The organism is Ramlibacter alkalitolerans (genome assembly GCF_016722765.1).
GTDB classification, from domain to species: domain Bacteria; phylum Pseudomonadota; class Gammaproteobacteria; order Burkholderiales; family Burkholderiaceae_C; genus Ramlibacter; species Ramlibacter alkalitolerans.
Map to the genome: position 1 here is coordinate 1 of NZ_JAEQND010000022.1, position 20,028 is coordinate 20,028.

Consider the following 20,028-nt stretch of genomic DNA (forward strand, 5'->3'; position numbering starts at 1 on the left):
CCCCTCGGCAGTTCCTCGGACCAGACACTTTGCCTAAGTAGCTCTTCCACGCTGACCTCCTTGCACGAAGGGGGTCAATTCCTCGTGTCGTCAAGGGGTCAGTTTCTGGTGTCGCCTGACACCTGCACCGTCTTGTCGGTGAGGTGCGCATATCGATTAGCCATGCGCACGTCCGCATGTCCGAGCTGATGCTTGACGGCGACCAGCGAGCCCGTTTCGCAGGCGACGCGCGAGGCAGCCGTGTGGCGAAGGTCATGGATGCGCACGTTGTCCGGCAAACCGGCCTTCCTGCGAAGGCAGTACCAGGCGCGAGTGATGGTGGTGTACGGCTTGCCAGTTGCGGGCGAAGGAAATACGTATTTAGACACGCCCTCCGTGCCGATCTCGTCCAGCACCCACAGAGCGCTGGGGCCGAGGTGGCGTTGGATGACGCGATTGGCCTTCGCGTTTGTCGCTGGTACGCGCCAGATGTTTTTGTCGCGGTCAAATTGGCCCCACTCCGCATCTAGCGCTTCGCGCAGCCTGGCACCCGTGCTCAGCAGGAACAGCAGGATCAGCGCCACACGCCGATTCTCCGCATTGCCGACGGCTTCAGTGAAGCGAGCGACTTGCTCCTCGTTGAGGAACACCTCCCTACCGTTCGCGAGGTGGAACAGCTCTAAACGCTGCAGCACATTCTTTGGAATTACCTCTCCTGTCACAGCGAGATTGAGGATGCGGCGCAAGAGCTGGCCGTGATGATTTGCAGTGGCAAAGCTTAGCCCTGCGTCGACGAGATCACGTAAAAATTGATCCACCTCCAACCGCCGGATTTCAGTCAATGGCTTGTTGCCGAACCGCGGGCGAATTCGCTTATAAAGTTGAACGTCGCGCGACCACGAGCGTTTTTTGCTTTTGAATCGCGGCAGCACGTGCAGATCCCAAAAATCATTCAGCGTCATGCACGCAGGCGTTTCAGATGGCATCGAGGCTGAGCGCGGAGCAATTGCCTCTTGCGCCTTCAAGAGCATCACCCTTTTGCGGGCTTGATCTAGTGTCAGTTCAGTTGTGGTGCCGAGACGCTCGTACTTCGTCTTTCCGTTGGGCTTGTAACGCCAATACCAAGTGGGCAGAGCGCCCATTGCCGATCGGCATTCCAAAAGGAGTCCTTGGACCGTAGCGTCGCAGAATTCAATTTTCTTCAAGTTCGCAGGGCATACGGCTTTTGCCTCAATGAAGGCAGGGGTGAGATTGACTATCGCCATGTGAGTTTTCTGGTATGAGGTTGACAGACCTTGCGTCGCAAGGGAAGCGAATTGAAAGCGAGGGAAGAGAGGACCGCGGGAATTCCGCAGCGACTTGGGACACTGACGGACTGCATTGCAGCCATTTCGCCAACGTCGACATGCGCTTACTGCGGTTCACAGGCGCCTCACAGCAGGTGCGAGGGGGGAGCACCCCGCGCTCGCGTTTGACCGCACGTGGGGGCTCTGGTGGCCGAGGTGGGGGGAGGGTGATGGGCGGGCGCATCGGACCCCTCCGGGACTCCCAAAGGTCGAGTGCATTCGACTTTGAAATCCCTACATAGTCCTTCTGCTACCCCCTCCTCCACCCTCAGCGTAAGTTGATGTCGCGGCTGCCCTTTGCGGTGCAGTGAAGGGGGCGGCAGGGGGCGGCGGGGTGAGGCGCCGTCGTCAAGGCAATTCTGTGACCTGACCTTGGACCTCGCGCTGGCGAGCTTCCCTGAACGGGACCCTCCACTTGTTGTAACCCTTGACTCTCTTTGCCTCGCCAAAAAACTCCCGCAACAAAGCTGCGCATTCCTTCGCTTGCGCGTTCGTAGGCTTTTCGTGACCGAGATGCTTCAGGACGTCCGAGGGCCCCATATACGGGTCGGTCGGCTTGGCCGACCCTTCCGTGTTGATGGCATTCAACATCTCCTCGCGCAGGGCACTCACGTTCAGGTGCGCGCGATTGCACTCCTCCAACTGCACTTCCTCGGCGGATGTCAACCACCACTGCTCGCCTTTCGCGAAGTCGACTGCTAGCTGGGCATACACCTGCTGCATATCTATTCGGTGCTGATGGTCGATCTTGACCGCAGGAAGAGTCCACCAGCGAGTGTTCCCTGTGAGATCCACCAAGAAATTGGTTTCGTTCACGGTGGCCGCGAAAACTGTCCTTCGGGCGTACTCGGACTCCCCCCGAGCGTAGGGCCTCCGGAGTTTGTCCTGATCGCTCGTGAGAAAGCCTTTAAGGCGAGCAACATCTTTACGGAATGTGCTATCCAGTTCTCCGATTTCCACGATCCAGTGGGCGATCGCGCCGAGAATCGTGTCTTTGTTGCTGGCATCCAGATGGTGATCCACTTTGATCGCGGTTTCGCGAAGCAAGTCATGATTGATTAGGCTGCGAATCCAAGTGGTCTTGCCAATTCCCTGCCCACCCTGAATTGTCAATACTCCACGAGCCTTAAATCCTCGCGGCATAAGAGCTGCGGCAACAGCGCTTAGGAGCCATCTCCTCAGCAGCACCTGCTTCAGGCCATCCGGAAAATCTTCCCGGGTTTCTATGGTGGCGTAGAGATCCTTCAGCCGATCCAGTCCATCCCAATCTCGGCTTTTGATCCACTCTGCCACCGGGTTGTAGGGCGTCGCGTCCGCAATTGCTTCCACGTACGCAGGAATTTGGCCTGTAGGGAGATTATTGAGTGCCGCCGCGCTGATGATGTGTGTCAGCGCTACATTGTCCGCATTGTCCGTCGTGCATTCAGCCTCCGTCGGAAGCAGGATTTCTGTTTTCTTCTTGATGACGTTGTACCGAACAATAATTCCATGGAGATTCAGCAGATGCGCGGTGTTCGTGATGGTCGCGGGCAAGTCGCCCGAGTCTCGAATTGGCGTGTCTGGGAACTCGTCTCGCTGCAGACGCCGTGCCTGGAAGGTGCGCAGGGGGACGGAGGAGGTTGCGCGGTGAAGATGGAGCCCCGTTGGCACCGACAGTAGAGGTTGATTCAAAAGTGTTGGCTCCTCCCTTCCCTCTCCCCGTTCTAAGGTCGTCAGTTCGCACGCTGGGATGCTCATGGGGTGCTTTCTAGAATGCACCGCCTCGGTGCCTCATGCCGGCGCAGAAGATTAATCATTCGCTGGCTCCCCCTGCGGCTTCATGAGTGACTTGCTCCCATGGCGTCCCCTCTTCCTCGACAAATCGCCGGAGCGTCGCCATCGTGCACGGGTTCGGATGCCGTAGGTCGTAGTAGCCCCAGCGCTGAACCATGCGTTTCTCGCCGACGTACTTCTTGCTCTTCTTGCTCCAAGAGTCGAAAAGATCCAAGCCTTCAATGCCGCCGCGGGTGATGTGAAATATGGCGCCTCCGATGCGTAGCCGTCTGGCATACGTGCACTCCGGGTTGAGGTGCGCGAGGGCAGCCCTGATCAGTTCCAGTGTCCCGCTCGCGGTCATCGGGGGCCCTCCGGGCAATACGCTTGGCAGCTTGTGGGAGTCGCGGGCGCCACGTCGCGGAAACGCCGCAGCGGTTCGGAGGTCCGGCGTTGCGGATGTCGCAGCCACTGACGCAGGTCGGCCTCCACGTCGTCGTGGGGGGATGGCCCCGGGTAGCGCCGACTGGGCAGGTTGTCTGGTTCGGGTTGCAGAGGCTCTGGGTACATGAGCTTTCCTTATCAATTGGTCGAAACGGTGACCCCCGCTCGTTGTGAGCTCAGGGTTAAGGCAACGACCCTTCAAAGATCATTTTTTCATTACGAAAAGCGATAAAGATGACACGTACAGTTACATAAAGAATATTCTTTACTCCACTTTCCGCATAATGGCGCTATGCTTCAGTCTCGTTCAGGAGTACATGGCATGGCCAACCTCGCAAGCAACCAAAAGATCTCCGTGAAGGTATGGGAGCCCCTCATCACCAAGCTAGATCAAAAGATGGAACGAGCCTGCCTTCGCCGAGACGCGTACTTGGCGAGAGTTCTCGCCCTCGAGGTACCTTGCTTGGATGCTGAAGTCGTGCTTCCAAACTCCGTCACTGCGCAGGCCTATGTTGCGGCTCAACTTGAAACCCTGCCGCGTAAGCTGATGAGCTTGGCTCTGCCCGCGGATCTGATGAGATCGCTCAACGAGGTGTGCAAGAAGAAGCGAATCGTCCGCGATGCGTTCTTCAATAGACTTTTCCTGCTGCTCGCTGCGCCACCTCGAGCTATTGACCAATTGCTGTTTGACTTCCTGGACGTGGATTGGCGCCGAGAGGTGTGGAGCGAATACAAGCATGACGGGCCGTTCTTCACTAACGGCTTTTACCCGCTCGAACCAGACATCGACCCCTTCTGGGCCATTCGTGCAGGGCTCGACCTTTGCACAGATGCCGCCGACTTGCAGGACTACTACGAACCGGAATCCGGCATCACCGTCAAGGTTCTCCGCGATATGGCCGACAATCCGATGCCGCCGGCCAGTATTTACGGAACGGTTCTCGAGCAGAAGGTACAGGGAAACAGCTTGGCAGGACTTAATTGCTATTTCCCTGAATCGCGCATTCCGGGTCACCCAGAGGAGCGGAGGCTTCAGGCATCGCTCGACGCGGTCTTGGCTGAACTGGGGTGAGAACATGAACACGAAACATGCTGCCACCCGAGCCCAGCAACGTGGCATTCCACCGCTGATTGATCAATTTTTGGATTTGTATGGGCGCGAGGAATACGACGGCCACGGCGCTATCGTCGTGTACCTAGACAAGAGGGGCATCCGGCAGATGGAGCGGGATTTTGGCCACCGTCCTATCGCTCGGCTTCACGAGTGGATGGACGCGTACAAGGTGGTCACGACTGACGGCACAACGATCACGGTGGGCCACAAGACACGAAGAGTTCGGCGACGCTGAGCTGTACCTCAATCGATGGCTGCCAGGATTCGCGGCGCCTCTGAGTGGCTGAGCATGTAGTGGCGCAGTAGGTGATAGTGCGTGGCGCACTTCTCGGCGAAGTCCGCATCGGGTGAGAAGGACAGCAGCGAATACGCGTACAGGCAGACCGTGATTCCGAAGGCTTCGGCCGAAAGCTTCCCCTCGAACCCGTTGGCGCACACCACCTGGAACGCAGCGCCTTCCGCCGGAACGATGTAGAAGCCGCCGTTCGAGATGACGTAAAAGTCCCAGAGGCCGCCGTCGTACTCGGGACAAAGACTTGACGCGGTATCGAACGCGTACGACTCGACCCAGAGGTACCGAATACCGAAAAGTCCGGCGGTGTGACCGATCCGCTCGTGCTCGGACAGGCGGCGAGATGTGAGGTGCGATGAAGTAGTCATGGAAAAAAAATGAAGGAGGGAGCCCCCGGCCGCATCCGCCTGAGCGAACACGTGCCGAGGGCGTGGAGGAGGAGATGTGATCGACCTACTCGGTCAGTACGAGTCGCTGTTCGTCCGCTTCCGGCGATCGGCAGAGGAATTCGGCTTCAGCAAGGAGGGCAGACGGGATAGCTTCTTCCGGTAGGTCCGCATCGAGGTGAGCAAGTACAGCTTCCACGACGGCATGAAGAGAGCGCACATGAGATCCTTTCGGGGTGAGGGACAAAGAAAAAGGGGCAGCCCCTCGCGTGTGGAAGGACCGCCCCAGGGGAAAGCGTTGGAAGGTGCCTAGATCAGCGTCCGCCGAGTAGGTAGAAGGCGAGCGCGCCGGCGAGGATCAGAACGACGACAGAGAGCCAGGGATAGAGAAAGCACAGAGCCGCTACAGCTCCGATCCCGATCCCGCGAGTGGCTCTAAACGCGACACCCAGAGCAGCGGTGACGACGAGGGCGGCGGTGAAAGAGATCAACGTCATCCAGCCTTGGTCTTGCGGTGCTTGTCCAGCGCCGCTACTTCCTTGAGCTTGAACGCGATCGCCTGCTGCAGGCTTGCACCGGGTACCCGCTCATGGCATCGGCTCTCTTCTTTCGGCTTGACGACATCCAGATTCTTGAGGACGGCCAGGATGAAGCCGCCGGTGTTGATCGACTTGCCCGGGTGCACGTCGTTGAAGGTGCGAGCGGAGATGTCCTCCGTCTTCGAGAGCAAGGCGTCGATTTCGGACACAGCTGCCCAGCCCTTGCACCACATCCCCTTGCCGGTGTTATCAGAGATGCGAAAGAGCCGTTCGCCGGTCGTGTCCGTCGGGTTTCTGCCGATCTGGAACGTGAGCGTGCTGCGACCACTGATGGACGGGCACTCTCCCTCGTATTCGACCGTTGGCTCGATCGCTTCAGACAACTGATCGCCTTCGATTTCTTGCATGGGTTTTCCTTTTCGTGAAGTGTTGAACTGGTGGCAGAGTTGAATGCCGGCTTTCACATAAGATGGCAATTCCTCCGCAAATCGAGTCAGGAGGGGAGCGGGCGAAGAACGCCCATCGAACCGATTTCCTTGACGGCGTCAGCGAGGCTCACGGAGTCAGAGGGCAGGCCTTCGATCAAGGTAATCCGATCCCGCGCCGAGGCCGCATTGACCGCCAGGACTGACGCTTCGCTACCCTCGATCCGGGCTCTAAGATGGGTGACCCCCGACACTGCCAAGGGGTTCGTGCGGATCACCTCCAGCATCGCCAACGCTTCGGCGAGATCACGTGGATGGCCGGCTTCAAACTGAAGGATCCCCGCTCGCTCTTCGAAGGCTTCGCGCAAGTTGTCGTCCAGTCGGCACAGCAGCGCCTCCACGATAGGGTGCACCGGCGTCATTCAGGGCTCCAGAAGGGGTGTTATGCAGCAGGTGACCAAGACCTGACCGGCAACCCCCAAAGTAAGCCGTCCTTCGTAATCGGAGGGCGGCTTTTCCTTTGGCGGGGTCGCTTCACGTGGGTACCGTTCACGCATGCACCCCCAAAGTGGCCCGCACCCGCACCTCGTCAGACCTCAAGTTCTTGCTCAACGAGCATGCCGCGCTCCGCGGTGCAGTGGAGTGCGCCGAGCGAAACATCCAGGCGCTCGGTGTCCTCGTGGCAGCCAGCGAAGCCCGTCTGAACGGCAGACGAGCGCAGCTGGAAGCGCAACTCCGCTCCGTCGAGCTCCATCGGCAAGAGCTGGCAGCAATCGACCTGGTGGTGGGCGCCACCCGGCCGGACGTGAACCCGGCCACCATCAACTCGGTCCGGGCCTGGTCCAGTCCGCTGCGGTCGCGCGGGGCAGTGAAGGAGCTGGTGTTGGGACTGCTGCAAGACGCGGCCCCCGAGTCTGTTGGCACGATGACGTTGGTTGCACCCGCAGCAGCGGCCTTCGCCTGGCCGATGACCTCGCCAGAGGAGCGAGACGCAGCCACTCGCATCGTCCGCCGCGTGCTGCAGAAGGCCCGGGACGCGGGTCTCGTCACCCCGGTGCATGGAACAGCCGGCGGGCGAGAGGGCAAGTGGCTCTGGCGAAGCCAGGCGCCAGACGTCTCCCAGTTCTTAGCAGATGCGCTGGCCTATGACGGTCAGAACTCGGACATCGCCGGAGCTGAAGTGGGTGGCCAACGAACTGGCAGCCGTGTTGGGTGAGCTCGAGCGCATCGAGGCGACGCTCGGCGAACTGGCTGCCCGCAAAGCGCACCTGGAAGGTGTGCGGGACTCGTTGACGCAGGTCGGGGCAGTCATGGGCATCGAGCAGCTGCAGCGGTTCGTACCGGCCGTCCGCGTGCACCGGGCCTACGGTGGCCGCGGCTTCCTGGTGGACTGGCTCCGAGGGCTGCTGCAGGCCGCCGCGCCGCATTGGGTCGACACCCGGAGCATGGTCGCCTTGGCAGAGCAGGAATTCGACCTCACGTTCCCGACGTACATCCAGCGCGACGCATATCGGAAGAACACACTCGGGCGCGCCCTGCGGAAGCTACTGTCGCAGGACTTGGTCGAGCGCCAGCACAACCCTGAGTCGACGAGCTCGCCGGGCCTGTGGCGCTGGAAGTGGCAAGCGCCGGCGGTGGAGCAACTGCGGGCGGCGGCCGACCAGGAGGCCAGCTGATGGCGCTCACCATGACCCGTACGCGCACCCAGACTGCGCTCAACAAGCTGGCTGGCAGCCTCGCCGAGGTGAACGGAGAGCTGGCGTTTCTGGATAGCCTTCAGCGCCTGCGGAAGGACCGGCAGGCTGCGGCGGCCGTGCGGAGGGAGGAGCTGTTGCGCCTGAGGGAGGCGCTGTGCACCGTCATTCGGCGCTACGACCCGGAGCTGAACCCCGAAGACATTGGAGCTACGTACGCCTGGATGCGGGCGTACGGGAGGAAGGCGACGGCAGGGACGGTGGGGCGCTACTTCGGCAGTATGACGCCGTCAGTGCTACAAGCCGCCTCCGCAGAAAAACGCAACCCGAAGGGCAGCACAGATGGCGTCTATCTTTGCTTGACGGACAGAGTAAGGCCGATGTCGTGAACGCAGTTCTGAGGCTTAAGGGCACCAAGCTCGAGCAGCCAGCTGGCCGCTCCGTTTTCCCCGGAGAAGTGCCAGTTAACCACGTTGAGTGTGTCCTGATTAGGAATGTCGACACGGCTGCCAGGTTGCGGGTTCTTGTCCGCGAAGGCCTTGACCAGCGGCTCGATTCTTAAGCAACGCCCCACCCAGTGCGTTGGCAGATACAACCGGTAGTTGATGCGCTCCGGGGAGTCACTGAAATCAGAGGCGTCCTTCTTCCACAGTAGCACTGCACCATCGACTGCGGCGATGTCTCGAGTGGTCCAGCGAATCACTTGATGATTCTGTCTAGCTCGCGCCAGCTCTGCCTCCATCTGAGGGGTTTGGGAAGCTCTCGGGACATGGTGACCACCGTACGGCGGGACCACAGTTGCACCCAACGCCTTCTTGAGCTCGTCTGGGTTGGCAAGCAGGCCTCGGTCAAAAATTGATTTCAACGTTTTGGCGAGTTCTGTCGCGACGGCGTCTTCAATGCTTAGGTCTAGTCCGGCCTGGGCCGCGACCGGATGCACTCGTGCGACGGGCATGAGCTTTGAAGCACCGAATGCGGCAAGAGCGATGGCTGTCACGAGAGTGACGATAGAACGTGTTTTCAAGACAGGCTGCCAGGGAGTGAGGGCCGCCGCGGCGCGGGGCATGCAGCGTGTAGCGGAGTCCACGCTGCCAATCATTCCGAGTCAGGGCCGGCCAGCCACTTGCCTGGCTATACGGCTCGTAAGCACCGGGAGATTCAGTGTTCGGAGTTCTTGTTCTCGCGTACTTGGCAGTAACAGCCTTGGTTGTGCCGCGCCTAGTGTTTTGCGTTGCGAGGAGGCGTGGTCTGAAGAGGCCGGTGCTTGCCGCAGTGCTGTCGGCCATTGTGCTGACACTTGGTCCATTTGCGGTGGACGCGCCAAATATCGTGGAGGCTCGGCTCGCCTGCAGCCGGCTTCCTGGCTATGAAGTGTTCAAGCGGGTACCCCCTGGTGCGAAGGTCCGTACCGACGAATCGTTCGAGTCACACTCGGCGTACAACCTGTCTCGGTACCGGACGGTCGATGCGCAAGATGGCACCGTTTACGGTCAGACGAACGTCATACGGGCGAAAGGCATCGGACCTTTCGGCGAGCTTGTCGACGGTCGGTACGCGGCGCTGCACCCCTTCGCGCCCACAACGAGTTGCCCGTTCGCGCCCACTGCCTTCAATGCGTTCTGGAAAGAACTCCGAGGCCGCTGAAGGCGCAACTCCGCTGCAGGACCTGCATCCGGGAAGCTGCTTTCATCCAACCTCGGCAAGTTAGGGCCGCCGCGACGCGGCGTGTAGCGCCTACTGATGTTGGCATGCGCCTAGCGGCTCCAGTGGGCGTGAGCCGCAGGCCTCCGGGCGCTACTTCTTCTGGCCAGCGCCTGTGCCTTGCCCGGGCCCGGAACCAGCGCCCTGTGCCTGGCCGCCTTGCTCCTGCTGGCCTTGCTTCTGACTCTCCTCGCCAATCTGCTTGCTGCGGTTGTTGCTCGCGTCCCGGAAGTCGTCCTGCATCGGGTCCTTCGAGCGGCTACGGTCATCGTTCGGTGTTGGCATCTGGTTCTCCTTGGTTGAAAGTTCCAGTCTGCTGCGCTGCCTTTCCCTGGGCAGCGGAAGGCGGCAGACGCTAGCTGTCAGCCGTATTCGACACAGCCACGCACACCGCCGACCTAATGGACGACAGCCAAAAGTGCCTCCACGAGCATCGTGACGTCGCGCTCCTCACGAATGCCGAACCGGTGCTTCCACTGCCCCCACACGGCGAATGCATCTGCGTTCACTCCTGGCCTTTCACCTAGTTCGTAGACCGTGCCGCTTCGCGTGACGGCGCGCCGCGTGGCGGGGTCAAACACCTCCACGGGTGCACTGACCTGGCCCTTGGTGCCCTCGAGCCGAAAACCCACCAGGTGCCTTGTCCAGGGCTGCTCTGGACCGTCCAGCGGCACTTCGAGCACCATCCAGGCGTCAAGCGTCTTGGTGGGCTCCTGTTCGATTCGTTCAATGCGCCAAGCCATATCAGTCTCCTTTGCCCGTGGCCGCGCCAGGCGGAAGGCTTGCGTCCAGCACTGCGTCCGTTTGAGGGTTGCCACGCAGGCGCGAGAAGGGCGGCGCTGGACCGAGCAGCTCGGGCAACGTTTCGTGCACCAGCTGCAGTTCCAAGAGCTTGGGGTAGTGAACCAGCACCAAGGCGGCCTGCGCGCGCACCCGTTCGGGGACATCGGGCGACACCTCTGGGTCCGCCAAGGCTTGGAGCAGCTCCTTGGCTTGCACCAATGCTCTCGTTCGAAGGTACGGCGTGCTGTTCACAACGGCTCCAGTGATGACTGCTGGCTATCGGGGTGGCTTCGGCTGCTGACCCTTGCGGCGACCACGCGCCTTCGCGGGCAGCTCACCGTCCACGGTGAGTTCGTGCCCGCGGTGCTGCCCGTGTGAGAAGCCGCACCACCAGAGGGACACGCCAACGCGTCCGACCATGCTAAGAAGGTGGCCCAGCTTTCTCGACGTGGGCAACTCGCGAACGTCCTCCCGCCAAGCAGCCTCGCAGCCGTAGTCCGCCAGGTACTTCTGGCTCACGTTCAGGTAGACGCCGCGAATCAGCCGCTTCATCCGCATGTTGAAGCTCTCGGCTAGGTTGTTGCTGATGCGACCGTCTCGGCTGAACGTCTCCGAGTGGTTGACTGTTTCGTGCGCGGCGAAGTAGCTCCCGAAGGCCGCATACGAGGGGTCTTCGTCGCTCATGATGGCTGACTCCGCAGAGGCATGCCGTCTCGCGAGGGTGAACACCGCTTTGGCGGACTCGGTGATGGCAACGGCCACGAACGTAGCCACAGCGCCCATGCCTTTGCTGCGGCCTCGCAGGCGCGTCACCAGCAGGATGCGCCGGTCCGGGTGCTGGTTTGCCTTCTTGTCCCACTTCGGCGGCTTCGCCGGCCCGACGAAGCCTGCGGCCTGTTCGTCCTTGAGCAGGTGCTTCGGAAACTCTTTCTTGCCCGTCGACTTCACGACCTGCGGCTTTCCCCGCTTCGCAGCATGGTTGCGCCCGAGCACGTCCAGACCGTCCATCTCGTGAACGCCGCATACGATTCCCGTGTTGTGGCCCCGGACGAGCGACTCTCGCAAGCGATGGCAGATGGTGAACGCCGTGCCGTACGCCACTCGCCAGTCCCGCATCAGCTGCAGCGCCGGTTTGCCGGAAGCCCCGTTAATCCACGACACCGTGATTTTCAGAATCTTGAGCAGCGGCAGCTTGTGCCCGGCGAACGGGGTGCCCGAGGTGACGGAGAAGGTCTTGTCGCAGCACTTGCACTTCCAGCGCATTTCGCGCCGGCGCCAGTAGTGGGTGTCGATGGTCCCGCAGTGCGGACACGGCATCTCCGTGGCGGAGCCCCAGAAGTGCTTTGCCAGCAGTTCGACCGCCTGCAGCTCGGTGAGCTTCTCCAAGTCTTCCAAGCCGAAGTCGCTGAACTCCGGCCGGAGACGGCGGTGTGCTGTGCCGGTGTGTTTGCGCAGCGGCAGGGGCTTGAATGCGGCGGCGTCAGCCATGTCAGCCGGCCACCAGGAACTTGACGTAGTCGTCGATGAGCGGCATCGGGTCCGGCGGCTCGGCTGACCCAAGGGGAGCACGGAAGCGGTCGAAGCCCGTGCGCGCCGGCTGGGGCAGCGATTCGATGTGGAAGCGCTCCTTGCCGTCCACGGTCATCGTGGGCGGCACGAGCAGCGCAGGCTTCTTGCCGATGGTGTCCCGCTGGTAGAGCGCCCAGCACAAAGCGCGCAGGACTAGGTCGGCGTGCTGAAGGGACTTCTTTCCGTAGGTGAAGGTGGCGCTGTGCCGGCCGAGGATGTCCTCCTCGAGGTTCACGACGTAATGACCACGCTTGCCCTCCATCTGCACGATTTCGCCGGTGGCCAGCACCATGCCTTGGTCGTCCAGCGTGGCGCGCTCCACGACGACACATAGCTTGGTGGCATAGGCGCAGCGGCGGTCAGGTACGCCCGCGGGAGGCGGCTGGTCTGCGCGGTACAGAACGCGGGTGATAGCGCGGGCAACAAGGTCCCAGAGGCTGGTCGCCCAGCGCGGGTAGCGGGCTATGACGTCGGGCTTCACCTCGCCGGCGCCCTTGATGCTCATGGCAACGATGTAGTCGGCCAGGTGGCCACGCTTGGCGTATGCGATGTCCAGAACTGCCAACTGGTTTCCCACGCAGCGCGTGTCGAGAGTGCCGGAGTGGATGTAGACCTTGAGCATCAGGTCAGCTCCACCGCCCAAGTCTGGCCGAACTCCGCATGGTCGACGCGCTCGGTGCCGATGAGGGTCATCTTGCCGTCGACGGCCTGAATGAGCCGAGCGTCGGTCAGGCTTGGAAGGAGGTCGTGCTCCGTCCCTTTGCTGATGTCCAAGAGGCGGGCGCGCACGAGATGGCGGTGGAGGGCTCGGTCGTGCTCCTCCTTGATTCGCAACTCGCCCACGATTGGCGGCAGCTGCGACAGCTCGTCGCGGTGCAGATTGCGCCCGCCCTTGCGCATGGTGATGACCTTGGCTCTCATTCGTGTCCTTTGACCTATGCGTGTGTCTAAGGACCTTCCCGTTTTAGGACACGGTTTAGTCTGGAAGACATGCTTTTCAGCCTGCGGGGGTCTGTGGGTTCTGGTCCGCCTTCATGGCCAGCAGCACTTCGCGGGTGACATCGCGTTCGCTCTCGACGCCGGCGATTCGCTTCCATCGGTTCCAGACGTACTGGGCGTCGCCATTCATCCCTGGCCGCCCGGTGAGGCGGTAGACCCGCCCGCTGGAGGTGAGGCATTGCCCCGTTGTCGGGTCAAAGCTCTCGATGGCGGAGCAGACCTGCCCGTGTCGGTCCTCGCAGGACCAGCCTGCAAGGTGACGCGTCCAAGCCTCGTTGGGCCCGTTCAGCGGCACCTCGAACGCTGCCCAGTCGGTAAGCGTCACGTCGGGGCGGTCTTCGACGCTTTGAATTGGCCAGATGAACATGGGGTGCTCCCTCAGCGCCGATACGTACGGCACTGGCCGACCACGACGCCCAGGATTTCCAGGTCGCCGTCCGGGAAGATGTCGGCGTAGTCGGGGTTGGCGGCCTGCAGGTAGAAGCGGCCGCCGGGCTCCTGCCGCAGGTGCTTCACCGTGACCTGGCCGTCGACCACCGCCACGACGATGTCGCCCACCTTGGTCGGGCAGTTCTTCTGGACCACCACCAGGTCGCCGTCCATGAGCGCCGCGTCCCGCATGGAATCGCCCTTGACCCTGGCCAGGAACGTCCGGTTCGGGTCTGGCACCAAATAGTCGTCGAGGGTGAGCACCTCGAAGTCGTCCTCGTCTTGGCGGGGCTGGGGCAGGCCAGCGCGGACGCTTCCCACCAGCGGCCGGCCGAAGAAGCGTTTGGTGGGGGCGATGCGGCCCTCGACGCGCTGGACGAAGCCGGCGTTCTTCAGGCGGGAGACAAGGTCGAAGACGCTGGCCGTGGAGGAGAGGCCCACCACTTCGCACAGCTTGGCCATCGACGGGAAGGCATGGTGGCGCTTCCAGTAGGTCCGCAGCCTCTCAAGGTGCTGCACGTCGGTCTCGGGCATTGTCTTCTCCGGCGAATGTTTGCTCGTCGGAAATACTGTACGGCCATACAGGTTGCCATGCAAAATAGGCGCAGGCGCGTCCCCTTAACTAAATCAAGTACTGCAACGGCCGCTGATGTCTGGGTCGCTCTTCCATTTTTGAGTCGCCGGCTTGCAAAGCGCCCCGCAGTCAGAATCTAAAACTGCACAGCTAAACAAGAATGACGCACCGAGGGACTAATGAGTAAACCGTTTCGAGTTTTGAGTCTGGATGGCGGCGGAATCCGTGGCCTGTACAGTGCCGCGCTCCTGCAGCAACTGACGGTGCGCATCGCGCGACTGACCCCCGGCGCGCCCGAGGAGCGTCTCGACCTCGGCGCCAAGTTCGACCTCATTGTTGGTACCAGTACTGGCTCCATCATTGCCGTGGCTCTCGCGGCCGGCCTCCCGCTGGAAGACGTCGTTGAGATGTACCGACGGGAGTCGCGCCACATCTTCCAACGTCCCATGCCTTTAAAGGGCGGCTGCTTCTCAGGCTTGCAACGGCTGCTCTGGACCTTGAAGAACGTCACAGGGCCGGCAAATCGGAGCGACGCCCTGCGGACTGCGCTGACCGCAGTTCTCAAAGACGAGACTCTTGGCCAGGTTTACGAGCGCCGAAAAGTCGCCTTGTGCGTGCCGTCGGTCGACGCGGAAACCGGCCGCGCGTGGGTCTTCAAGACGCCGCACGCACGACGGCTCACTCGCGACAACAACTACCGGTTGGTTGACGTGTGCATGGCGTCGGCCGCTGCGCCCATCTATTTTCCGCTGCACCGAATCCCATCTCCGAATCCTGGAAGCAAGGCGGTGCACTCCTTCGTGGATGGAGGGCTCTGGGCGAATGACCCCGTCATGGTGGCTGTCACAGAGGCATTGGAGGTGGCCGCCGACCGAGATATTCAAATCGTCTCCGTCGGCACCTGCAGTGGTGCGCAGTCCCAGCCATTGAGCGACAAAGACGCCAGCCGCGGCATCTGGGGCTGGAAGGGCGGTGCCGACATCGTGAGCGCCTCGCTGGAGGCGCAGGCGTTCGCGACCCCATACCTCGCGAAGACGATGGCCAAAGCGATGTCCGGGCGCGTGACGATGTTTCGCATGGAGGAGCCGGACACGTCTGACGAGGAGAGCAGGCACCTGGCGCTCGACGCTGTAGATGACAAATCGCTGCGCCTGCTCGAGATGTTGGCGCAACGGGCTACCGACAAGAACTCCAGCGTCTTGACGAACACCACTCTCAGCCCAGAGAGGTCCATGGTGCTCGACGTCTTTTCTGGCCTTGCACAAGCTAAATGAGGAGGATGAACGATGGCATACAACGCGAACGACCACCTGCTGGCATTTTTTAAGGACCGCGTGCGCGTGGGACAGGCCGTGCTCGACACGGCCATGAACCGCCGTAACGCCAACCGCGACCGACTTCGGAGTGGGCTGGAGAAGCAGGGCGAGCCCAAGCCTTCCGAGTTTGTGTCGCAGGGCTCCTATGCAATGGAGACCATGATTCAGTCTGCTTCCGAAGCGTCGGACATCGACGACGGAGCAGTGTTCACGAAAGAGTCGCTCAAAGGACCCAAGGGCGGAGACAAGACTCCGGCTGACGCGAAGGAGATGGTGCGCAAGGCGGTCAGCCTCAACGCGGGCTTCAAAACCGACCCGGAGGTGCGGAAGAACTGCGTTCGCGTCTTCTACAACGATGGCTTCCACGTCGACATTCCCGTGTACCGATGCTGGGAAGAGAACGGGGTCACCAAGAAGCAGCTCGCTTCGACGGAATGGACCGACTCTGCTCCGGAAGACATCACAAAGTGGTTCCAGGACCAGGTAGGCGATAAGAGTCCTGATAAGGCCGACGGCCGCCAGCTGCGACGCATCGTCCGGCTGCTCAAGTTCTGGTCTAAGAGCCGGTTGACTTGGACTCTCCCGAGCGGGTTCGTCTTGACCGTGCTGTCGGATGAGCAGTTCCCCGTTGGTGGCTGGCTGGACCGCGACGACACCGCGCTCTTGCACGTGATGCGGGGCATTTGCGGGCGGTGCCAGGGCTCCACGCACGTGTACCGTCCGGTTTCGCCGCGCGACGAAATCACGAACGACCGGACGCGCACTCACGTGAGCAACCTGGTGGAGCAGCTCACGCCGGCAATCAACGAGCTCTCGAAGTTGGAACGAGCCGATTGCGACGAGCTCATGGCCCTGAAAGCACTGAAGACCGTGTTCAACTCCGACTTCTGGAACGGCCGCATCGACGAGATTGAGAATGGGGATGGTGGCGGGGGCGGCGGGAAAGGTGGAGTACCTCCGCAGCCGAAGACTCCCATCGACAAGAGGGGCGGTACCGGCCAGTATGCCTAGCACCCTGCTGAGAGAGCAGGCTCTCGACAGACTTCGCCACGACATCGCCGCGCGCTGGGCTGGCGCCGTGGAGCTCAGCGCTCAGGCGCTCACGGCACGCTTTCCTAAGCGCCCGAAACTCGTGGCGGGCTGGCGGCTGCCTGGCGCAATCCAGGAGCCACCCCACGACTTGCTCATCCTCTTGGATGAGCGCACGCCCTGGTCCCTCCCGTTGGTTGCGCTGCCAGAAGCAACTGGAGGCGTTTCGTATCCCCATCTCGAAGCCGATGGGCATCTGTGCCTTACCCCCACTGGCACCGCTTACGCGATGCCAGTGGGGGTAGAACATATTGAGCAGCTGGTAGCCGACGCCGAGGCCGTGATGTCGGGCGGGCGGACCGGGGCGAATGACGACGACTTCTACTCGGAGGCGCACAGCTACTGGACGCTCGTGGAGCCGTCGCGGAGCGAAGTGTGGCTCGCCGCACCTGCTCCAAACGAGCACTCGCTCTGGTTTGCTAGCAGGCACGGGGAAGACTGGGTAGTCGGACCTACGCGCGACCAGTTGATGACGTGGCTGCGTTGGTCTGGCCGGCAAGGTGGTGCAACTGAGCCGTGCGTGGTCATCCGAGTGGGCGCGCCTCTGCACCCTCGAGACTATCCACTGAGCGCCGCTGACCTGCTGAAGTTCGCGGATGCAAGCGGTGCCGCCGCCCTGGTATCGAGTGCGCTTGGGAGGTGGTCAGCCAAGCAGTCCCTGCCAGTGCTGATTGTTTATCCCCACGCAGGCAAAGACGTGCTTCTTGGAGGCCTCCTACCGCCACCGGGAAGCGTACGCATGCCCGGCGCCAAGCACAACGGCGTACCGGGCTTCCGGCATGTTCCGAGCCGGCGCGGGAGTGCGCGCGGAACCGCGTTGGCGGCCGCCGGCGGAAGGTTTGCCCACGTTCGCGTGGTCCCCGTCTACCGAGACTTCCTCGTGGACCGCACAGCAGGGCAAATCCCTGCGTCGCTCCAGAAATCGCACGTGGTGGTGGTTGGGTGCGGGGCGCTTGGCGGTCAGCTCGCTCTGCAGCTTGCTCAGGCGGGAGTAGGACGGCTCAGCTTGGTAGACGATGATGTCTTCACTTGGCAGAACGTGGGCAGGCACGTGCTCGACGGGCGTTCCGTAGGCAAGTGGAAGGCTCAGGAGCTCGCCGCCGTCATCCGAGCTTCCTTCCCCGACATCTCCGTAAAGACCTACGTTGCACCCTGGGACAGCTTGAAAGCAGACGATTGGGCAGAAGTCGACTCCGCAGACCTCTGGGTGTCGGCCACGGGCGACGCGGCAAGCAACCAGCACCTCGATGAGCTAGTCGCAGCCGGCGAGGTGCCAGCGACAGTGTTTTGCTGGCTGGAGCCGTTCGCAGTTGCCGGGCACGCTGTGCTGCACCTGGCCGGCAGTAGCCGACTGCGCGGCTTGACCGACAGCGCCGGCCGCATGCTCGAACCCGTAAGTGATTTGCTCTCCGCACCGCCCCCTCCGAAAGAACCCTCGTGCGGGGCGTTCTACCAGCCATATTCCTCCTTGGCGTCTTTGTCCACGGTGGTGCTCACTGGCGAATTGGTGTTGGATGCGCTTGCAGGGAGAGCAACGGTCTCGACCCATCGGGTATGGGTCGGCAGCGCGGAGTCCTTCGGGGGGAACGGGCTGCAAATCCATCCGGCTTGGCACGGTCGGCTCGCCAACCTCGGATACAACAGGCGGTTCGACTTGCCGGTCCCGCCGACACCATGAATTTCGTCTTCCAGGGCACGCCCTATGTATTCAGTGAGTCTTGTCTGGAGACACTGGGCACTCACAGGCAACGCTCGTGCTTGTCGCGCGAAACTGGCGGGCAACTGTTCGCTCGTTTTGAACAGCAGCGAGTGCTGGTGGATTGCGCAACCTTGACCAGGGGAAAGAGCAAACGCTCTCGGTTCTCGTTCTGGCCGGACCGTGAGGCTGAGCGCCGGGACATCAAAGCACTGTTCGACCAGGGGCTCCATTACATCGGTGACTGGCACACGCATCCAGAGGCCCGCCCCACCCCCTCACGCCCAGACACGGTGAAGATGCAAGAAGTGTTTCGACAGTCAGTGCATGAACTCGAAGTGATGCTGCTAGTCATCGTCGGGCAGAGTGAGTTCCCTGACGGACTGTATGTTGGAGCGGTCGCAACTGGTGCCGTTACGCAGCTAAAGCCCGTCCCCTGACCGAGCGCCAGCGATTGACGTCACGAGGCTGAAAGAGGGTCGCAGGCGGCCCATTTGCACTTGGAGCCGCCAGCTTGTTGCTTGACTGTCGTCCTGCTGTCGTGGTCTAACCGAAGCCGGGCCAACACACTGCCTCCATCCCAACACCGATGGAGCCTTGAACGATGACCACCGCTACGGAACAGAAGCCTCGCAACCTGACGCCCCACGAACTCGCCGGCATCGTCCGAGTGTTCCGGGACACGCGGGGTTGGTCTCAGGAGCAGCTGGCGGAGATTTCCGGCCTCAGCGCGCGTACGGTTCAGCGGGTCGAAGAAGGTGCCCCGTCCTCGGTGGACACCCGCCGGGCCTTGGCATCCGCGTTCGGATTTGAAGACATCGACGCCTTCAACAAGCCCTATGGCATCCCGACGGCCGAGGAGGCAGCTGCGGCGAAGGAGCGATTCGAAAAGGAGCACATGACTCTGAAGGCCGCGCGCGTCGAGTCCGGAAAGGCGCTGGCCACGCTCGCCGCCGGCGCAAACGCCTGGATGTTCAGCGAAGGCGTACACCTCTCGGGCGCGGCGGAGGAGGCCTTCGCGAGCCTGTCGGACTACTGCAAGGACTTCGCGGATTGCAGCGAGCTGTACTCCGCCACAGACCGGCTCGCGGTACACGAGGAAATGGACGGGTACCTGGCCACCCTGGCAAGCGAAGGCGTCTGCCTGGTCGCCGCGACGCGGGCCGCGGTGCTGAGGGCCGAACCGCCCGCCGCCGGCGTGCGCATGGACATCGTCTATGTGGTGGCGTTCCCGAAGGACGCGGTGCCGGAGAGTTTCGCCGTGCAGCGGCAAGTCCGCTTCGGCTAGCCCTCGGAGGGGCTGGAAAACGCATATTCCAGCCTCTGCGCGCGAGGTGCCTCTAATTTCCCGCTTTTCGAGCTCCGGCCGCGGCTAAGTCCTTGTCACCATTGAACTTTGGTCACCTGCTGCATAACACCCTCCAGAAGTAGGAAAGCCACCCGAAGGTGGCTCTCGTGAGATGTCGAACCGTCACCGTTGCGCCCTCCCCGTCACCGGTGTCGAACAGAGCTCCAACAGACGGGGATCGATCCCGACCGTATCTGGCACATAGAGCACCAAACCGAAGCCGTCGTCGCCCAGCACGTACGTCAACTCGTACCAACCGGGATGGATGTCTATGGCGTCTGCGGTCCGGTCTTCTGCGGCGAACCCTAGGACATCGTCCAGTTCTCTCAGCGAGTCGGTCACCTCCACCACGACGATGTTGAGCAATTCGTGCAGTTCGTAGTCGCTGTACTCCGCAAGTTCGTCGAGCCTGCGTTCAATGAATGGAGCGACTGCCGGAAACTGAGTGACCGCGCCTCGAATGGACGCAGCGTCACGCAGGACATGCATATTGGTCTCCAATGAAAAAAGCCCCTGAATTGCTCCAGGGGCTCGAGGTGAAAGGAAGATTCGG

28 protein-coding genes are annotated in these 20,028 nt (G+C 61.8%); 11 read left to right on the top strand and 17 right to left on the bottom strand.

The features are described from left to right. Positions 1-98: 98 nt before the first annotated feature. The 3 genes from JI746_RS26675 to JI746_RS26685 form a co-directional block, all read right to left on the bottom strand. Positions 99-1,244 carry a site-specific integrase gene (locus tag JI746_RS26675; protein ID WP_201693359.1) on the bottom strand — a complete coding sequence of 382 codons (1,146 nt, stop codon included), beginning with the start codon at positions 1,242-1,244 and terminating at the stop codon, positions 99-101. Positions 1,245-1,673: 429 nt separating this feature from the next. Then, positions 1,674-2,858 (bottom strand): VapE domain-containing protein, encoded by a 1,185-nt coding sequence (locus tag JI746_RS26680; protein WP_201693360.1) that lies wholly within the window; start codon positions 2,856-2,858, stop codon positions 1,674-1,676. A gap of 259 nt (positions 2,859-3,117) precedes the next feature. Then, a complete protein-coding gene (locus JI746_RS26685) occupies positions 3,118-3,441 on the bottom strand; it encodes a PriCT-2 domain-containing protein (protein WP_201693361.1) in 324 nt (107 codons plus the stop codon). Positions 3,442-3,843: 402 nt separating this feature from the next. Between JI746_RS26685 and JI746_RS26690 the strand changes: the two genes are divergently transcribed. Beyond that, on the top strand, positions 3,844-4,593 hold the full coding sequence (locus JI746_RS26690; RefSeq protein ID WP_201693362.1) for a hypothetical protein: 750 nt from the start codon (positions 3,844-3,846) through the stop codon (positions 4,591-4,593). A 4-nt stretch (positions 4,594-4,597) separates the two neighbouring features. Beyond that, positions 4,598-4,870, top strand: coding sequence for a hypothetical protein (locus JI746_RS26695; RefSeq protein WP_201693363.1), 273 nt, complete (start codon positions 4,598-4,600; stop codon positions 4,868-4,870). Between the two features lie 8 nt (positions 4,871-4,878). Here JI746_RS26695 and JI746_RS26700 read toward each other — a convergent pair whose 3' ends face one another. The 4 genes from JI746_RS26700 to JI746_RS26715 all read right to left on the bottom strand — a co-directional run bounded on the left by JI746_RS26700 (position 4,879) and on the right by JI746_RS26715 (position 6,699). Then, the gene (locus JI746_RS26700) at positions 4,879-5,295 is read right to left on the bottom strand and encodes an antirestriction protein (RefSeq protein ID WP_201693364.1); all 417 of its coding nucleotides are present in this window, start codon (positions 5,293-5,295) and stop codon (positions 4,879-4,881) included. A 332-nt stretch (positions 5,296-5,627) separates the two neighbouring features. Further along, positions 5,628-5,810 carry a hypothetical protein gene (locus JI746_RS26705; protein WP_201693365.1) on the bottom strand — a complete coding sequence of 61 codons (183 nt, stop codon included), beginning with the start codon at positions 5,808-5,810 and terminating at the stop codon, positions 5,628-5,630. Next, complete coding sequence (locus JI746_RS26710) at positions 5,807-6,259, bottom strand: hypothetical protein (RefSeq protein ID WP_201693366.1); 453 nt, start codon at positions 6,257-6,259, stop codon at positions 5,807-5,809. The genes JI746_RS26705 and JI746_RS26710 overlap by 4 nt, the downstream gene beginning before the upstream one ends. A gap of 86 nt (positions 6,260-6,345) precedes the next feature. Continuing rightward, a complete protein-coding gene (locus JI746_RS26715; protein WP_201693367.1) occupies positions 6,346-6,699 on the bottom strand; it encodes a hypothetical protein in 354 nt (117 codons plus the stop codon). A 146-nt stretch (positions 6,700-6,845) separates the two neighbouring features. Between JI746_RS26715 and JI746_RS26720 the strand changes: the two genes are divergently transcribed. The 3 genes from JI746_RS26720 to JI746_RS26730 are packed head-to-tail and all read left to right on the top strand — an operon-like array spanning position 6,846 to position 8,360. After that, positions 6,846-7,493 carry a hypothetical protein gene (locus JI746_RS26720; RefSeq protein ID WP_201693368.1) on the top strand — a complete coding sequence of 216 codons (648 nt, stop codon included), beginning with the start codon at positions 6,846-6,848 and terminating at the stop codon, positions 7,491-7,493. Further along, on the top strand, positions 7,462-7,953 hold the full coding sequence (locus JI746_RS26725) for a hypothetical protein (RefSeq protein ID WP_201693369.1): 492 nt from the start codon (positions 7,462-7,464) through the stop codon (positions 7,951-7,953). The genes JI746_RS26720 and JI746_RS26725 overlap by 32 nt, the downstream gene beginning before the upstream one ends. Further along, positions 7,953-8,360, top strand: a complete 408-nt coding sequence (locus JI746_RS26730) for a hypothetical protein (protein WP_201693370.1) — start codon at positions 7,953-7,955, stop codon at positions 8,358-8,360. Before JI746_RS26725 ends, JI746_RS26730 begins: the two co-directional genes overlap by 1 nt. Here the strand turns inward: JI746_RS26730 and JI746_RS26735 are convergent. Then, on the bottom strand, positions 8,321-8,968 hold the full coding sequence (locus JI746_RS26735) for a hypothetical protein (protein WP_201693371.1): 648 nt from the start codon (positions 8,966-8,968) through the stop codon (positions 8,321-8,323). The two genes, JI746_RS26730 and JI746_RS26735, sit on opposite strands and share 40 nt — an antisense overlap. Positions 8,969-9,231: 263 nt before the next feature. Here JI746_RS26735 and JI746_RS26740 point away from each other — a divergent pair, with 263 nt between their 5' ends. Next, positions 9,232-9,615, top strand: a complete 384-nt coding sequence (locus tag JI746_RS26740; protein ID WP_201693372.1) for a hypothetical protein — start codon at positions 9,232-9,234, stop codon at positions 9,613-9,615. Positions 9,616-9,765: 150 nt separating this feature from the next. Here the strand turns inward: JI746_RS26740 and JI746_RS26745 are convergent, their stop codons facing one another. From JI746_RS26745 to JI746_RS26780, 8 genes are all read right to left on the bottom strand, one after another. Continuing rightward, the gene (locus JI746_RS26745; protein WP_201693373.1) at positions 9,766-9,957 is read right to left on the bottom strand and encodes a hypothetical protein; all 192 of its coding nucleotides are present in this window, start codon (positions 9,955-9,957) and stop codon (positions 9,766-9,768) included. Between the two features lie 113 nt (positions 9,958-10,070). Continuing rightward, positions 10,071-10,415, bottom strand: coding sequence for a hypothetical protein (locus JI746_RS26750; protein WP_201693374.1), 345 nt, complete (start codon positions 10,413-10,415; stop codon positions 10,071-10,073). A 1-nt stretch (position 10,416) separates the two neighbouring features. Then, entirely contained in the window at positions 10,417-10,707 is a 291-nt protein-coding gene (locus JI746_RS26755) for a BPSL0761 family protein (RefSeq protein ID WP_330893091.1), read from the bottom strand. 24 nt (positions 10,708-10,731) lie between these two features. After that, positions 10,732-11,943: an IS1595 family transposase gene (locus tag JI746_RS26760; protein ID WP_201693376.1), complete on the bottom strand. Its 1,212-nt coding sequence runs from the start codon at positions 11,941-11,943 to the stop codon at positions 10,732-10,734. Between the two features lies 1 nt (position 11,944). Beyond that, entirely contained in the window at positions 11,945-12,646 is a 702-nt protein-coding gene (locus tag JI746_RS26765; RefSeq protein ID WP_201693377.1) for a hypothetical protein, read from the bottom strand. Next, the gene (locus JI746_RS26770; protein ID WP_201693378.1) at positions 12,646-12,945 is read right to left on the bottom strand and encodes a hypothetical protein; all 300 of its coding nucleotides are present in this window, start codon (positions 12,943-12,945) and stop codon (positions 12,646-12,648) included. The genes JI746_RS26765 and JI746_RS26770 overlap by 1 nt, the downstream gene beginning before the upstream one ends. Before the next feature lie 76 nt (positions 12,946-13,021). Then, on the bottom strand, positions 13,022-13,390 hold the full coding sequence (locus JI746_RS26775; RefSeq protein ID WP_201693379.1) for a hypothetical protein: 369 nt from the start codon (positions 13,388-13,390) through the stop codon (positions 13,022-13,024). 11 nt (positions 13,391-13,401) lie between these two features. Then, the gene (locus JI746_RS26780; protein WP_201693380.1) at positions 13,402-13,986 is read right to left on the bottom strand and encodes a LexA family protein; all 585 of its coding nucleotides are present in this window, start codon (positions 13,984-13,986) and stop codon (positions 13,402-13,404) included. A 219-nt stretch (positions 13,987-14,205) separates the two neighbouring features. On the opposite strand from JI746_RS26780, the gene JI746_RS26785 reads away from it, so the two are divergent. From JI746_RS26785 to JI746_RS26805, 5 genes are all read left to right on the top strand, one after another. Next, a complete protein-coding gene (locus JI746_RS26785) occupies positions 14,206-15,300 on the top strand; it encodes a CBASS cGAMP-activated phospholipase (protein WP_201693381.1) in 1,095 nt (364 codons plus the stop codon). Positions 15,301-15,312: 12 nt separating this feature from the next. After that, positions 15,313-16,353: a cyclic GMP-AMP synthase DncV-like nucleotidyltransferase gene (locus tag JI746_RS26790; protein ID WP_201693382.1), complete on the top strand. Its 1,041-nt coding sequence runs from the start codon at positions 15,313-15,315 to the stop codon at positions 16,351-16,353. Then, on the top strand, positions 16,346-18,109 hold the full coding sequence (locus JI746_RS28405; RefSeq protein WP_408004130.1) for a ThiF family adenylyltransferase: 1,764 nt from the start codon (positions 16,346-16,348) through the stop codon (positions 18,107-18,109). The genes JI746_RS26790 and JI746_RS28405 overlap by 8 nt, the downstream gene beginning before the upstream one ends. Beyond that, a complete protein-coding gene (locus JI746_RS26800) occupies positions 18,106-18,567 on the top strand; it encodes a Mov34/MPN/PAD-1 family protein (protein ID WP_201693384.1) in 462 nt (153 codons plus the stop codon). Before JI746_RS28405 ends, JI746_RS26800 begins: the two co-directional genes overlap by 4 nt. 164 nt (positions 18,568-18,731) lie before the next feature. After that, on the top strand, positions 18,732-19,415 hold the full coding sequence (locus JI746_RS26805) for a helix-turn-helix domain-containing protein (protein WP_201693385.1): 684 nt from the start codon (positions 18,732-18,734) through the stop codon (positions 19,413-19,415). Between the two features lie 183 nt (positions 19,416-19,598). Here JI746_RS26805 and JI746_RS26810 read toward each other — a convergent pair whose 3' ends face one another. Further along, complete coding sequence (locus JI746_RS26810; RefSeq protein WP_201693386.1) at positions 19,599-19,964, bottom strand: hypothetical protein; 366 nt, start codon at positions 19,962-19,964, stop codon at positions 19,599-19,601. Between the last annotated feature and the right edge of the window lie 64 nt (positions 19,965-20,028).

Bases quoted from the DNA above. Each gene is read 5' to 3' on its own strand.
- JI746_RS26675 (WP_201693359.1), bottom strand. From the start codon at position 1,244: ATGGCGATAGTCAATCTCACCCCTGCCTTCATTGAGGCAAAAGCCGTA.
- JI746_RS26685 (WP_201693361.1), bottom strand. From the start codon at position 3,441: ATGACCGCGAGCGGGACACTGGAACTGATCAGGGCTGCCCTCGCGCAC.
- JI746_RS26690 (WP_201693362.1), top strand. From the start codon at position 3,844: ATGGCCAACCTCGCAAGCAACCAAAAGATCTCCGTGAAGGTATGGGAG.
- JI746_RS26695 (WP_201693363.1), top strand. From the start codon at position 4,598: ATGAACACGAAACATGCTGCCACCCGAGCCCAGCAACGTGGCATTCCA.
- JI746_RS26700 (WP_201693364.1), bottom strand. From the start codon at position 5,295: ATGACTACTTCATCGCACCTCACATCTCGCCGCCTGTCCGAGCACGAG.
- JI746_RS26705 (WP_201693365.1), bottom strand. From the start codon at position 5,810: ATGACGTTGATCTCTTTCACCGCCGCCCTCGTCGTCACCGCTGCTCTG.
- JI746_RS26710 (WP_201693366.1), bottom strand. From the start codon at position 6,259: ATGCAAGAAATCGAAGGCGATCAGTTGTCTGAAGCGATCGAGCCAACG.
- JI746_RS26715 (WP_201693367.1), bottom strand. From the start codon at position 6,699: ATGACGCCGGTGCACCCTATCGTGGAGGCGCTGCTGTGCCGACTGGAC.
- JI746_RS26730 (WP_201693370.1), top strand. From the start codon at position 7,953: ATGGCGCTCACCATGACCCGTACGCGCACCCAGACTGCGCTCAACAAG.
- JI746_RS26745 (WP_201693373.1), bottom strand. From the start codon at position 9,957: ATGCCAACACCGAACGATGACCGTAGCCGCTCGAAGGACCCGATGCAG.
- JI746_RS26750 (WP_201693374.1), bottom strand. From the start codon at position 10,415: ATGGCTTGGCGCATTGAACGAATCGAACAGGAGCCCACCAAGACGCTT.
- JI746_RS26760 (WP_201693376.1), bottom strand. From the start codon at position 11,943: ATGGCTGACGCCGCCGCATTCAAGCCCCTGCCGCTGCGCAAACACACC.
- JI746_RS26765 (WP_201693377.1), bottom strand. From the start codon at position 12,646: ATGCTCAAGGTCTACATCCACTCCGGCACTCTCGACACGCGCTGCGTG.
- JI746_RS26770 (WP_201693378.1), bottom strand. From the start codon at position 12,945: ATGAGAGCCAAGGTCATCACCATGCGCAAGGGCGGGCGCAATCTGCAC.
- JI746_RS26775 (WP_201693379.1), bottom strand. From the start codon at position 13,390: ATGTTCATCTGGCCAATTCAAAGCGTCGAAGACCGCCCCGACGTGACG.
- JI746_RS26780 (WP_201693380.1), bottom strand. From the start codon at position 13,986: ATGCCCGAGACCGACGTGCAGCACCTTGAGAGGCTGCGGACCTACTGG.
- JI746_RS26785 (WP_201693381.1), top strand. From the start codon at position 14,206: ATGAGTAAACCGTTTCGAGTTTTGAGTCTGGATGGCGGCGGAATCCGT.
- JI746_RS26790 (WP_201693382.1), top strand. From the start codon at position 15,313: ATGGCATACAACGCGAACGACCACCTGCTGGCATTTTTTAAGGACCGC.
- JI746_RS28405 (WP_408004130.1), top strand. From the start codon at position 16,346: ATGCCTAGCACCCTGCTGAGAGAGCAGGCTCTCGACAGACTTCGCCAC.
- JI746_RS26800 (WP_201693384.1), top strand. From the start codon at position 18,106: ATGAATTTCGTCTTCCAGGGCACGCCCTATGTATTCAGTGAGTCTTGT.
- JI746_RS26805 (WP_201693385.1), top strand. From the start codon at position 18,732: ATGACCACCGCTACGGAACAGAAGCCTCGCAACCTGACGCCCCACGAA.
- JI746_RS26810 (WP_201693386.1), bottom strand. From the start codon at position 19,964: ATGCATGTCCTGCGTGACGCTGCGTCCATTCGAGGCGCGGTCACTCAG.